The sequence below is a fragment of the Kitasatospora sp. NPDC041988 genome (assembly GCF_055588525.1).
On sequence record NZ_JBVJCO010000008.1, the window covers coordinates 39,250 to 51,732 of the forward strand.

At 70.4% G+C, this 12,483-nt stretch carries 10 protein-coding genes and 1 other RNA gene; 9 read left to right on the forward strand and 2 right to left on the reverse strand.

Features of this window, described 5'->3' with window-relative positions:
* Positions 1 to 50 precede the first annotated feature (50 nt).
* Positions 51 to 1,166 carry a peptide chain release factor 2 gene (prfB, locus tag ACZ6NC_RS10575; RefSeq protein WP_465731071.1) on the forward strand — a complete coding sequence of 372 codons (1,116 nt, stop codon included), beginning with the start codon at positions 51 to 53 and terminating at the stop codon, positions 1,164 to 1,166.
* A 126-nt stretch (positions 1,167 to 1,292) separates the two neighbouring features.
* Here the strand turns inward: prfB and ACZ6NC_RS10580 are convergent, their stop codons facing one another.
* Positions 1,293 to 1,487: a hypothetical protein gene (locus ACZ6NC_RS10580; protein ID WP_396250233.1), complete on the reverse strand. Its 195-nt coding sequence runs from the start codon at positions 1,485 to 1,487 to the stop codon at positions 1,293 to 1,295.
* A 349-nt stretch (positions 1,488 to 1,836) separates the two neighbouring features.
* On the opposite strand from ACZ6NC_RS10580, the gene ftsE reads away from it, so the two are divergent.
* The 8 genes from ftsE to ACZ6NC_RS10620 all read left to right on the forward strand — a co-directional run bounded on the left by ftsE (position 1,837) and on the right by ACZ6NC_RS10620 (position 11,061).
* Positions 1,837 to 2,526 carry a cell division ATP-binding protein FtsE gene (gene ftsE / locus ACZ6NC_RS10585; RefSeq protein ID WP_148644607.1) on the forward strand — a complete coding sequence of 230 codons (690 nt, stop codon included), beginning with the start codon at positions 1,837 to 1,839 and terminating at the stop codon, positions 2,524 to 2,526.
* A gap of 76 nt (positions 2,527 to 2,602) precedes the next feature.
* Positions 2,603 to 3,514: a permease-like cell division protein FtsX gene (ftsX, locus tag ACZ6NC_RS10590; protein ID WP_465731073.1), complete on the forward strand. Its 912-nt coding sequence runs from the start codon at positions 2,603 to 2,605 to the stop codon at positions 3,512 to 3,514.
* Between the two features lie 143 nt (positions 3,515 to 3,657).
* Positions 3,658 to 4,800: a S41 family peptidase gene (locus ACZ6NC_RS10595; protein WP_465731075.1), complete on the forward strand. Its 1,143-nt coding sequence runs from the start codon at positions 3,658 to 3,660 to the stop codon at positions 4,798 to 4,800.
* Between the two features lie 203 nt (positions 4,801 to 5,003).
* Complete coding sequence (smpB, locus tag ACZ6NC_RS10600) at positions 5,004 to 5,480, forward strand: SsrA-binding protein SmpB (protein ID WP_396322759.1); 477 nt, start codon at positions 5,004 to 5,006, stop codon at positions 5,478 to 5,480.
* A gap of 108 nt (positions 5,481 to 5,588) precedes the next feature.
* Positions 5,589 to 5,970, forward strand: a transfer-messenger RNA (tmRNA) gene (ssrA, locus tag ACZ6NC_RS10605).
* 184 nt (positions 5,971 to 6,154) lie between these two features.
* On the forward strand, positions 6,155 to 8,458 hold the full coding sequence (locus tag ACZ6NC_RS10610; protein ID WP_465731077.1) for a HelD family protein: 2,304 nt from the start codon (positions 6,155 to 6,157) through the stop codon (positions 8,456 to 8,458).
* 338 nt (positions 8,459 to 8,796) lie between these two features.
* Positions 8,797 to 10,269, forward strand: a complete 1,473-nt coding sequence (locus tag ACZ6NC_RS10615) for an NAD-dependent malic enzyme (RefSeq protein WP_465731079.1) — start codon at positions 8,797 to 8,799, stop codon at positions 10,267 to 10,269.
* A 510-nt stretch (positions 10,270 to 10,779) separates the two neighbouring features.
* Positions 10,780 to 11,061 (forward strand): HU family DNA-binding protein, encoded by a 282-nt coding sequence (locus tag ACZ6NC_RS10620; protein ID WP_030059737.1) that lies wholly within the window; start codon positions 10,780 to 10,782, stop codon positions 11,059 to 11,061.
* 75 nt (positions 11,062 to 11,136) lie between these two features.
* Here ACZ6NC_RS10620 and murA read toward each other — a convergent pair whose 3' ends face one another.
* The gene (gene murA, locus ACZ6NC_RS10625; RefSeq protein WP_465550090.1) at positions 11,137 to 12,477 is read right to left on the reverse strand and encodes a UDP-N-acetylglucosamine 1-carboxyvinyltransferase; all 1,341 of its coding nucleotides are present in this window, start codon (positions 12,475 to 12,477) and stop codon (positions 11,137 to 11,139) included.
* Positions 12,478 to 12,483 lie beyond the last annotated feature (6 nt).

The following is a 12,483-nucleotide window of genomic DNA, read 5'->3' on the forward strand; positions in this document are numbered from 1 at the left end:
GAGGCACCCGGTGTCGCCAGGAGCCCCCCCGGGGGCATTACCCTGGGTGCGTGGCAGCCGTCGATCCTTCCGAAGAGCTCAAGAACCTCGAGACGACCATGGGGTCGATCGAGGCCGTCCTCGACCTGGACAAGATCCGGGCCGACATCGCGCGTCTGGAGGAGGAGGCAGCCGCCCCCGACCTGTGGGACGACCTGGCGAACGCGCAGAAGGTGACCAGCCGGCTCTCCTTCCTCCAGGGCGAACTGCGCCGGGTCGAGAGCCTGCGCAGCCGCATCGACGACCTCGGGGTCCTCTTCGAGCTCGCCGAGGCCGAGGACGACGCGGACACCCGCGTGGAGGCCGAGAACGAGCTGGGCGCCCTCAAGAAGGCGGTCGAGGAGCTGGAGGTCCGTACGCTCCTCTCCGGCGAGTACGACGCCCGCGAGGCCCTGATCAACATCCGCGCCGAGGCCGGTGGCGTGGACGCCGCCGACTTCGCCGAGCAGCTGATGCGCATGTACCTGCGCTGGGCCGAGCGGCACGGGTACCCGACCGAGGTGTACGACACCTCGTACGCGGAGGAGGCCGGCATCAAGTCCGCGACCTTCACCGTCAAGGCCCCGTACGCCTACGGCACCCTCTCGGTCGAGCAGGGCACCCACCGTCTGGTCCGCATCTCGCCCTTCGACAACCAGGGCCGCCGGCAGACCTCCTTCGCCGGTGTCGAGGTGCTCCCGGTCGTCGAGCAGTCCGACCACGTCGACATCGACGAGTCCGAGCTGCGCATCGACGTGTACCGCGCCTCCGGCCCCGGCGGCCAGGGCGTCAACACCACCGACTCGGCGGTGCGCATCACGCACATCCCGACCGGTGTCGTGGTCTCCTGCCAGAACGAGCGCTCGCAGATCCAGAACAAGGCGTCCGCGATGAACGTCCTCCAGGCCAAGCTGCTGGAGCGGCGCCGCCAGGAGGAGCGGGCCGCGATGGACGCGCTCAAGGACAGCGGCAGCTCCTGGGGCAACCAGATGCGCTCGTACGTGCTGCACCCGTACCAGATGGTCAAGGACGTCCGGACCGAGTACGAGGTCGGCAACCCGCAGGGCGTGCTGGACGGCGACATCGACGGCTTCATCGAGGCGGGCATCCGCTGGAGGAAGCAGCGGGAAGCCGCGAACCAGGCGTGAGGACGCCGGCCTCGATGACCACGTGGGGCATCGAGGCCGCCGCCCGGTAGTGCAGTGACACGAAGAAGGCCCCGACGGTGATCCGTCGGGGCCTTCTCGTACGTCTGTCCCGTACGTCCGCCGGGCTCAGGCCAGAGCCTGCCGGGCGATCAGTGCCACCGCGAGCAGCCCGGCCAGAAGGGCAAGCAGCATTGCGGGGGAGAGCGTGGCGAACGGCCCCTGCTGCTCCTGCAGCCGGGCACGGTTGGCGCGGCACACCGGGCAGCGGCCATCGCTCACGCGGCCGTTGCAGTTGGCGCACACCAGATGGTCGCAGGTCATGCGATCTCCTCCTCGCTGCTACAGCCAACGCACCGGACGGGGCTTTGGTTCCTTTTCTTGCCCTGTGCGGGGGAGCGGCCAACCTCGGCCGCCACCTCCACTCTGCCAGGTTCTGGCCGTTCCGGCCCCCGGGCTGTGAGATGCCTCCCAATTTTCGGGGCATAACCGGTCATTCTCCCCCAAGATTCGGTTTATGTCACGGGCTGCCCCTGCAGGCCGGTCGCCGCTTCGCGTATGGTCCCAAGCCGGGAGCGGCCCTTTCCGCTCCCTCCGCCCGCCCCAGGGCCGGGCGTCCGGGGTGGACCGACCGAGGACTGGCGCCGCCTAGGATGGCCTCCGTGATGCAGCCGTGATCAGATTCGACAACGTCTCCAAGACCTATCCCAAGCAGAACCGTCCCGCCCTGGACAACGTCTCGCTGGAGATCGAGAAGGGTGAGTTCGTCTTCCTGGTCGGCTCGTCCGGCTCGGGCAAGTCCACCTTCCTGCGCCTGTGCCTGCGCGAGGAGCGCCCCAGCACCGGTGAGGTGCACGTGCTGGGCAAGGACCTGGGCAAGCTGTCCAACTGGAAGGTGCCGCACATGCGCCGCCAGCTGGGCACCGTCTTCCAGGACTTCCGCCTGCTGCCCAACAAGACGGTCGCGCAGAACGTGGCCTTCGCCCTTGAGGTGATCGGCAAGCCCAAGAGCGCCATCAACAAGGTGGTGCCCGAGGTGCTGGACCTGGTCGGCCTCGGCGGCAAGGAGGACCGCATGCCGGGCGAGCTGTCCGGTGGTGAGCAGCAGCGCGTCGCGATCGCCCGGGCGTTCGTGAACCGCCCGATGCTGCTGATCGCGGACGAGCCCACCGGCAACCTCGACCCGCAGAACTCGGTCGGCATCATGAAGCTGCTCGACCGGATCAACCGCACCGGAACCACGGTGCTGATGGCCACCCACGACCAGGCCATCGTCGACCAGATGCGCAAGCGCGTCATCGAGCTCGACAAGGGGCTGCTGGTCCGCGACCAGGCCCGCGGCGTCTACGGATACCAGCACTGACTCTCCAGCGCTGATCCCGTGGGCCCCCGGCCCGTCCTGCCCGACCAGCAGTACCGACCCTGGAGTTGTTACACGCATGCGCGCCCAGTTCGTCCTGTCGGAGATCGGTGTGGGTCTCCGCCGCAACCTGACGATGACCATCGCCGTCGTCGTCAGTGTCGCGCTCTCCCTCGCCCTCGCCGGTGCCTCCCTCCTGGTCCGTGACCAGGTCAACTCCATGAAGGGGTACTGGTACGACAAGGTCGAGGTGAGCATCTACTTCTGTACGAAGTCGGACGCCCGCAACTCGCCGCAGTGCCAGAACGGCGCGGCCACCGACCCGCAGATCGCCGACATCAAGTCCCAGCTGGACAAGATGGATTCGGTGGTCCAGTCCTCGACCTTCGAGAACTCCGCCGAGGCGTACAAGCACTGGAAGGAGATGAACCCGGACAACCCGCTCATCTCCGTCCTCGGCCCGGAGGCCATCCCGCAGTCCTGGCGGGTGAAGCTCAAGGACCCGACCAAGTACGACGTCATCCAGAGCGCCTTCGCGGGCAAACCGGGCGTCAAGTCGGTCGAGGACCAGCGGAAGATCCTGGAGAACCTCTTCGGCCTGCTGAACGGCCTCCAGACCGCGGCGTTCGTGATCATGGTGCTGATGCTGTTCGTCGCCCTGCTGCTGATCGTCAACACCGTTCGGGTGTCGGCGTACAGCAGGCGGCGCGAGACCGGCATCATGCGCCTGGTCGGTGCCTCGAACTTCTACGTCCAGATGCCGTTCATCGCCGAGGCCGCGTTCGCCGCGCTGCTCGGCGCGGTGATGGCCTCCGGACTGCTGCTCGGCGGGCACTTCTTCGTCCACAGCTGGCTGGCCGACCGGGTGCAGTTCATCCACTTCATCGGGCTCGGCTCGGTGCTGGCGGTGATACCGCTGCTCGTGGTGGTCGGGATGGGCATGGCCGGCATCGCCGCGTTCTTCACCCTCCGGAAGTACCTGAAGGTCTAGTTAACCGCCCCGAAGGTCTGATCCCGGCCCCGCCTCGGCGTTCCGACGGCCCCGGACGGCACTGCGCCGTCCGGGGCCGTCGGCGTTCCGCCGTCAGCCGTTCCGGCCCGCCGCGTCCCGCGCTGCGCCTACACTCCGATGCCATGCCAGAAACTCCGCGCAGGGCACGCCAGGCGGCCACCCTCAGCCTGGTGTTCGGCGCCGTGCTGCTGGCCGGCGCCGCCACCGGCGCCTGGGGCGACCCGAACAAGCCGGTGCACCCGTCCGCCGACGCGGTCCCGGCGTCCGTGGCCACCGTCGCGGCCGGTCAGGACCCGGCCGGGGCCGCGCTCTCCGAGCAGCAGGCCGAGCACCTGATCGGCGCCAACGGCGACCGCTGGGGCGCCTACTACAGCGCGCAGGAGTACGCCGAGTTCAGCCAGGGCCTGGGCGGCCGCTACCTCGGCGTGGGCCTCTCGGTCGGCCGCGGGCAGGACGGCGTCACCGCCGTCTCGCAGGTGCAGCCGGCCGGGCCGGCCGCCGAGGCCGGGATCGCCGCCGGCGACCGGCTGCTGCGGATCGGGCCGGACCAGGCCGACCGCCTGCCGGTCACCGACGTGGTCGCCCGGCTGCGCGGGCGCGAGGGGGAGCGGCAGGTCGGCTCCGAGGTCACCCTCGCCGTCCAGCGCGGCGACGGCGACATCCGCGAGGTCCGGCTGCACCGGGCCCTGCTCGACAGCCAGCACGTCACCGTCGAGCACCTGGAGAAGGGCGTCGTGCGGATCACCGTGCGGGCCTTCACCAGCGGCGTGGCCGAGCAGGTGCGCGCCGCCCTGCGCGCCCCGCACGCCGGGGTGGTGCTGGACCTGCGCGGGAACTCCGGCGGGCTGGTCGACGAGGCCGCCGGCACCGCCGCGGTCTTCCTGGACGGCGGCCCGGTCGGCTCGTACCAGGAGCGCGGCGGCACCCGCGAGCTGACCGCGCCGTCCGGCGGCGACCAGCGCACCCCGCTGGTGGTGCTGGTGGACGGCGGCACCATGAGCGCCGCCGAACTGCTCACCGGCGCGCTCCAGGACCGCAGCCGGGCCGTCGTGGTGGGCGGCCGGACCTTCGGCAAGGGCACCGTCCAGCAGCCCAGCCGGCTCGCCGACGGCGCGGTGCTGGAGCTGACCGTCGGCCGCTACTACACCCCCGCCGGCCGCTCCCCGGAGGGCACCGGCCTGACCCCCGACGTGCCCGCGTCCGGCTCGGAGGACGCCGGCGCACTGGCCCTGCGGGTCCTGGCGGGCCTGGGGACGAGGGCTTAGGGGCTGCTTTTAAGGAGCTGCCCCACCCGGCGTCGAAGTGCGAGAATGACTGCGCTGTGACTCCTCCCCCACGGCTGAAGCCGGGGGGCTTCCCTCTCGGCCCGACGGCCGAGGCGCGGACAAGCCCTGCCCGCTGCCCGAAGGCAGGTGGTCTCGGTATCAGTGCTGCGTCGCTCCCCGACGCTGGATCAAGAAAAGGTCTGATGGCAAAGGAAACCGGACAGAAGCTGATCGCGCAGAACAAGAAGGCGCGACACGAGTACACCATCCTCGACACCTACGAGTGCGGTCTCGTGCTCACCGGCACCGAGGTCAAGTCACTGCGCGAGGGGCGGGCCAACCTGGTCGACGGGTACGCCTACATCCAGAACCACGAGGCGTGGATCGACAACGTCTTCATCCCCGAGTACACCCAGGGGACGTGGACCAACCACGCCGCGCGGCGCAAGCGCAAGCTGCTGCTGCACAGGATGGAGATCCACAAGATCGAGGCCAAGGTCCGGGACGCCGGCCACACCCTGATCCCGCTCTCGCTGTACTTCAAGGACGGCCGGGTGAAGCTCGAACTCGCGCTCGCCATCGGCAAGAAGCTGTACGACAAGCGGCAGACGCTGCGCGAGAAGCAGGACACCCGCGAGACGGCCCGTGCGGTGGCGGCGGCGCGACGCCGCCAGGGCTGACACCCGGCGGCGCCGGCGTTAATCCGCTGGACCCTCGCTGGTCGCCTCGCGTAGTATGGCGCCAGCAACACGGACGGCCACCGTCCGAGCTGTTTCTCAACAAAACATGGGGATGATCGGTTTCGACAGGGGAAGTCGAAACAGGAGAAGCGAGCCGAGGAACGCGGCAATGATCTCGTTAACCATCTGTCGCAAAAAAATAATCGCCAACTCTAAGCGCGATTCCCAGCAGTTCGCTCTCGCTGCCTAATAACAGCTAAGAGTGCTTGGGTGTCAGACCGGGGAGTTCCCGACCCGGACCCTGGCATAATCTAGGGAACTCAACCGTCCACCCGGGCTGCGAGGGTGGATGGGAAATCAAACAGCAGCTGGGCCTGTTGGCGGCTTGTCCGCGTGACTGCCAGGGCCGAGAAACTCACAGCGGACTGCGCTCGGAGAAGTCCTGAATCCACTCCACTGGACCCGGGTTCGATTCCCGGCATCTCCACCACCCCATGTTGCACAGCGAAGGCCGCCCACCGCTCAGCGGAGGGCGGCCTTCGCGTTTCCCCGCCACGCTTCGCCCCACTTCGCGTTTTCTTCCGTCCCGGTGCGGCGCAGCGGAGCGGCGGGGGCGTAGGATCTTCCGTCCGCTCGTTTCCCAGAGCCGGACTCCCGCCGCTACCACCGAGGCCATGCAGAGCAATACGGACACCACCGCCGCCACCGACTCCGAGACCGTCCGCGAGCGCGAGATCGCCGGGGAGCAGCGTCACCTCGACACGGTCTACCACCGCCTTGAGGAGAAGCTCGCCGAGGCCGAGTACATCCTGGAGGACGCCGCCAAGCGCGTACAGGTCGGTACCCCCGGCGCGCTCGCCGAGCGGGACGCCCAGGTCTACCGGGCCGGCGCCCACCTCCAGCGGCTCAACAACGAGTTCGAGGACTTCCTCTTCGGCCGCATCGACCTCCAGCAGGCCGACGCGCCGGAGGAGCACGGCATCCCCTCCGACACCCCGCTCGACCCGGCCGACCCGGCCGTCGCCGAGACCCTGCACATCGGCCGGCTCGGGGTGCTGGACGCCGAGTACGGCCCGCTGGTGATCGACTGGCGGGCGCCGGCCGCCGCGCCGTTCTACCGGTCCACCCCGCTGGAGCCCGGCCGGGTCATCCGCCGCCGGGTGATCCGGTCCAAGGGCCGCAAGGTGATCGGCGTCGAGGACGACCTGCTCCGCCCCGACCTCACCCCCACCCTGGGCGGCCGCGAGCTGGCGGTGGTCGGCGACGGTGCGCTGATGGCCTCGCTCGGCCGGGCCCGCAGCCACTCGATGCGCGACATCGTCTCGTCCATCCAGAGGGAGCAGGACGAGGTGATCCGCGCCGCCGCGGCCGGGGCCACCCTGGTCACCGGCGGCCCGGGCACGGGCAAGACCGCCGTCGCCCTGCACCGTGCCGCCTTCCTGCTCTACCAGGACCGCCGCCGCTACGCCGGGGGCATCCTCGTGGTCTCCCCGACCCCGTTGCTGGTCTCCTACACCGAGGGCGTGCTGCCCTCGCTCGGCGAGGAGGGGCAGGTCGCCATCCGCGCGGTCGGCTCTCTGGTGGACGGCATCGAGGCGGGCACCTACGACACCCCGGAGGCGGCCCGGGTCAAGGGCTCGGCCCGGATGGTGCAGCTGCTGCGCCGGGCTGCCCGGGCGGCCCTGGAGCTGGGCGCGCCGCAGGAGCTGAAGGTGGTCGCCCGCGGCGAGGTGCTGCGGCTGGACGCGGGCCGGCTGAAGGCCGTGCGCGGCAACGTGATCGGTTCCGGCGGCACCCCGCTGAACCTGCTCCGCCCGCGCGCCCGCCGACTGTTGCTGGACGCCCTCTGGCAGGAGGTGACCCGGCACCTGCCGAAGCCGACCGACCACTACGCCCGCGAGCAGCGCCAGGAGGAGAAGGAGGCCTTCGACGAGTACGTCTCGGACGAGGCGTCGTTCCTGGACTTCCTGAACGCCTGGTGGCCCGCGGTGACCCCGCGGCGGGTGCTCGGCACGCTGAAGCAGAGCCGGCACACCAACCGGATCGCCCGGCGCGCCGTCACCCCGGAGGAGGCCCGGCTGCTGGCCGGCTCCTGGCGGCATCTGACCGAGCGCGGTGAGGGCGGGCTGTCGGCGCACGACGTGGCGCTGGTGGACGAGCTCCAGGTGCTGCTCGGCGAGCCGGTCCGCCCGAGGGTCCGCGAGGTGGACGCGGTGGACCTGCTGAGCGGCCTGGACGAGGTGACCACCTTCGCCGACCGCAACTCCAGGCAGCGCGAGAGGGTGCCGGTGGAGCGCACCGAGTACGCGCACATCATCGTGGACGAGGCGCAGGACCTCACCCCGATGCAGTGGCGGATGATCGGCCGCCGGGCCCGGATGGCCACTTGGACGATCGTCGGCGACCCGGCGCAGTCGTCCTGGCCGTTCCCGCAGGAGGCGCAGGCCGCGCTGGACGAGGTGCTGTCCGGCAAGCCGCGCCGCCGCTACACGCTGACCGTCAACTACCGGAACCCGGCGGAGATCGCCGAGGTGGCGGCCAAGGTGCTGGCGCTGGCCGCGCCGGGTACGCCGTCGCCGAGCGCGGTGCGCCGGGTCGGTGTGGAGCCGCGGTTCGCGGCCGTCACGGACCCGTCGCCGGAGGCCTTCGGCGCGGCGGCCCGGGCGGAGCTGGAGCGGCTGCTGGCGGAGGTGGACGGCACCGTGGCGGTCGTCGTGCCGATGGATCGCCGGGCCGAGGCGGCCGGGTGGATCGCCGGCCTGGGCGAGCGGGCGGTGGCGCTGGGCAGCCTGGAGGCCAAGGGCCTGGAGTACGACGCGACCGTGGTGGCCGACCCGACCGGGATCGCCGGCGAGTCGGAGGCGGGCCTGCGGGTGCTGTACGTGGCGCTGACCCGGGCGACCCAGCGGCTGACCGTGCTCTCCGGCCCGGACGACCTGCCGGACGCGGACGGCGTCCCGGCGTTGCTGGACGGCTGACCGGCTGACCGCCCGTCATGCCGGGCGGCACACGAAGAAGGCCCCTCACCGATGGTGAGGGGCCTTCAGACGTTGATGACACCGACCCGCCATGCTCGCCTCGCGGCAAGTGGTCCCTCGAAGGGACGAAGGTTGGGCCCGGGGGCTTGGATCGAGCCGGTGTCCCGTCCAATGTAACGCATCGGCCCGCTGAGGCAAGAAGTTGTCGACTTCGCACACTCAATGAACATTATTTCTGGCTTCAGCCTGGTAGGTGCGACGATCGAGGTCTAGCATGCGCAGGCGTAGGCCTTCAACAATATGTTGAAGCGACTGACCGGACGGAAGAAGGAACGTCGATGGCGACGGTGCCCAGTGTCTCCAACTCGATCACGGTGCGGCTGGAGGTCCCGGCCAGGGGCAACGCCGTCAGTGCGATCACCACGGCCGTCGAGTCCTCCGGCGGTTCGGTCACCGGCCTCGACGTCACCGCTTCGGGCCTGGAGGCGCTGCGGATCGACGTGACCGTGGCCGCGTCCTCCGTCGCCCACGGCGAGGAGATCGTCGAGAAGCTCCGCACGATCGACGGCGTGTCGATCGGCAAGGTCTCCGACCGCACCTTCCTGATGCACCTCGGCGGCAAGATCGAGATGTCCTCGAAGCTGCCGATCCGCAACCGTGACGACCTCAGCATGATCTACACCCCCGGTGTCGCCCGGGTCTGCATGGCGATCGCTGAGAACCCCGAGGACGCCCGCCGCCTCACCATCAAGCGCAACAGCGTCGCCGTGGTCACCGACGGCTCGGCCGTGCTGGGCCTGGGCAACATCGGCCCGGCGGCCGCGCTGCCGGTGATGGAGGGCAAGGCGGCCCTGTTCAAGCGCTTCGCGGGCATCGACGCGTGGCCGATCTGCCTGGACACCCAGGACACCGACGAGATCGTGGCCATCGTCAAGGCGATCGCCCCGGGCTTCGCCGGCATCAACCTGGAGGACATCTCCGCGCCGCGCTGCTTCGAGATCGAGGCCCGGCTGCGCGAGGCCCTCGACATCCCGGTCTTCCACGACGACCAGCACGGCACCGCGATCGTGGTGCTGGCGGCGCTGACCAACGCGCTCAAGGTGGTCGGCAAGGACATCTCCGGGATCCGCGTGGTGATGTCGGGTGCCGGCGCCGCCGGCACCGCGATCCTCAAGCTGCTGCTGGCGGCCGGCGTCGAGCACGCCACCGTCGCGGACGTGCGGGGCGTGGTCCACCAGGGCCGTGAGGACCTCAACGACTCGCTGCGCTGGATCGCCGAGCACACCAACCGCTCGGGCCGCACCGGCACCCTCAAGGAGGCCGTGGCGGGTGCCGACGTCTTCATCGGCGTCTCCGCCCCGAACGTGCTGGACGGCGACGACCTGGCCACCATGGCCGACGACGCGATCGTCTTCGCGCTGGCCAACCCGGACCCCGAGGTCGACCCGGCGATCGCCCGGCAGACCGCCGCCGTGGTCGCCACCGGCCGCAGCGACTTCCCGAACCAGATCAACAACGTGCTGGTCTTCCCGGGTGTCTTCCGCGGCCTGCTGGACGCCCAGAGCCGGACGGTCAACACCGAGATGATGATCGCCGCCGCCCGGGCGCTGGCCACCACCGTCGCGGACGACGAGCTGAACGCGAACTACATCATCCCGAGCGTCTTCCACAAGGACGTCGCCAAGACGGTGGCCTCCGCCGTCCGTGACGCCGCGCTGGCCGGCCCGCAGGAGGACCGCGAGCCGTCCCGCCCGACCCCGGGCATCGTCGGCACCCTCGACACCGCGTCCTTCCCCTCCGTCAAGCTCTGACGGCAGCGCCGCGGCACGTGTCGCGGATCGGTCAAATGACCGATTACCGCGCTTACCCGCCCAAGTCCGCCCCGAACCCTTGCGACACAAGGGCGAGGGGCGTGTTTGGGCTTGTCGTGCCTAGGGCGTACGGTAGCCCTGCACGGGGCAGGCGTGTCCGACAAGTACGGAACGTCCCCCTGGTCTTCCGGCGTGTCGTCCCGACCGCCGCCCGCGCCCGGTCCGCCGGAGCCGACGGAGCATCACACCTCCGGCGGGCGGGCGTTGTTCGGGTGGCGCTGCCGGGGCCCGATTGGCTTTCTCGGGGCCGGTCGGGGCAGGATTCGTATCCGGGCAGGCAGGCGGGCCTTCGACGGTACCGGCGCCGCGGCACGGGGTACGAACCCGGCCTGCGACCACGCATTGCCTGAATGAGCACTGTGTGCGGACCTGCGGCCTATCCGGGTGCCCCCCGGAGGGAGCACCGATGGGCCCCCGCACACCGCAAGCGAACAGACCACAGGAGTACACATGAACCGCAGTGAGCTGGTGGCCGCGCTGTCCGAGCGCGCCGAGGTGACCCGCAAGGACGCCGACGCCGTTCTGGCCGCCTTCGCCGAGATCGTCGGCGAGGTCGTCGCCAAGGGCGACGAGAAGGTCACCATCCCCGGTTTCCTGACCTTCGAGCGCACCCACCGCGCTGCCCGCACCGCCCGCAACCCGCAGACCGGTGAGCCGATCCAGATCGCGGCCGGCTACAGCGCCAAGGTGAGCGCGGGCTCCAAGCTCAAGGAAGCCGCCAAGGGCGCCTGAGCAACCCCTTGAACGCCGAGAGGCCGGGTTCCCTTCGGGGAGCCCGGCCTCTCGCCGTGTGTGCGGGGCCGCCGGTCAGGCGGTGACCAGCCGCTCGCTGGGCAGCTCGACGTGGGCGCCGAGGTCGCGCAGCTTCTCCATGAAGTTCTCGTAGCCGCGGTTGATCAGGTCGATGCCGTGCACGGTCGAGGTGCCCTCGGCCGCCAGCGCCGCGATCAGGTACGAGAAGCCGCCGCGCAGGTCCGGGATGACCAGCTCGGCGCCCATCAGCTTGGACGGGCCGGAGACGACCGCGGAGTGCAGGAAGTTGCGGGCGCCGAAGCGGCACGGCGTGGCGCCCAGGCACTCGCGGTAGAGCTGGATGTGGGCGCCCATCTGGTTGAGCGCGCCGGTGAAGCCGAGCCGCGACTCGTACACCGTCTCGTGGACGATGGACAGGCCGGTCGCCTGGGTCAGCGCGACCACCAGCGGCTGCTGCCAGTCGGTCTGGAAGCCGGGGTGCACGTCGGTCTCCAGGGCGATCGCCTTGAGCTCACCGCCCGGGTGCCAGAAGCGGATGCCCTCGTCGTCCACCTCGAAGGCGCCGCCGACCTTCCGGAAGGTGTTGAGGAAGGTCATCATCTCCAGCTGGCGGGCGCCGCGGACGTAGATGTCGCCCTTGGTGGCCAGCGCCGCGCAGGCCCAGGAGGCGGACTCCAGGCGGTCCGGCAGCGCGCGGTGGTTGTAGCCGGAGAGCTCGTCCACACCCGTGATCAGGATGGTGCGGTCGGTGCCCATGGTGATGATCGCGCCCATCTTCTGCAGGATGCAGATGAGGTCGACGATCTCCGGCTCGACGGCCGCGTTGCGCAGCTCGGTGACGCCCTCGCAGAGGACGGCGGTGAGCAGGACCTGCTCGGTGGCGCCGACCGACGGGTAGGGCAGCTCGATCCGGGTGCCGCGCAGGCGCTGCGGGGCGACGAGGTAGGTGCCCTGCGGGTGCTTCTCGATGGTGGCGCCGAACTGGCGGAGCACCTCGAAGTGGAAGTCGACCGGCCGGCCGCCGATGTCGCAGCCGCCGAGGCCCGGGATGAAGGCGTGGCCGAGGCGGTGCAGCAGCGGGCCGCAGAACAGGATCGGGATGCGCGAGGAGCCGGCGTGCGCGTCGATGTCGGCGACGTTGGCGCTCTCCACGTGGGAGGGGTCGAGGATCAGCTCGCCGTCCTCGTCACCGGTGCGCACCGTCACGCCGTGCAGCTGGAGCAGGCCGCGGACCACCTTGACGTCGCGGATGTCCGGGACGTTGCGCAGTCTGCTGGGTCCCTGCCCGAGCAGGGCGGCGACCATGGCCTTGGGGACCAGGTTCTTCGCACCACGGACGCGGATCTCGCCTTCGAGCGGGTTTCCGCCGTGTACCAGCAGGACGTCGTCGGTCATCGTTCT

Excerpts from the sequence above, each read along its gene's own strand:
- ACZ6NC_RS10610 (WP_465731077.1), top strand. The coding sequence starts at position 6,155 with ATGCAGAGCAATACGGACACCACCGCCGCCACCGACTCCGAGACCGTC.
- murA (WP_465550090.1), bottom strand. The coding sequence starts at position 12,477 with ATGACCGACGACGTCCTGCTGGTACACGGCGGAAACCCGCTCGAAGGC.
- ACZ6NC_RS10615 (WP_465731079.1), top strand. The coding sequence starts at position 8,797 with ATGGCGACGGTGCCCAGTGTCTCCAACTCGATCACGGTGCGGCTGGAG.
- ACZ6NC_RS10580 (WP_396250233.1), bottom strand. The coding sequence starts at position 1,487 with ATGACCTGCGACCATCTGGTGTGCGCCAACTGCAACGGCCGCGTGAGC.
- ftsX (WP_465731073.1), top strand. The coding sequence starts at position 2,603 with ATGCGCGCCCAGTTCGTCCTGTCGGAGATCGGTGTGGGTCTCCGCCGC.
- smpB (WP_396322759.1), top strand. The coding sequence starts at position 5,004 with ATGGCAAAGGAAACCGGACAGAAGCTGATCGCGCAGAACAAGAAGGCG.
- ACZ6NC_RS10620 (WP_030059737.1), top strand. The coding sequence starts at position 10,780 with ATGAACCGCAGTGAGCTGGTGGCCGCGCTGTCCGAGCGCGCCGAGGTG.
- ACZ6NC_RS10595 (WP_465731075.1), top strand. The coding sequence starts at position 3,658 with ATGCCAGAAACTCCGCGCAGGGCACGCCAGGCGGCCACCCTCAGCCTG.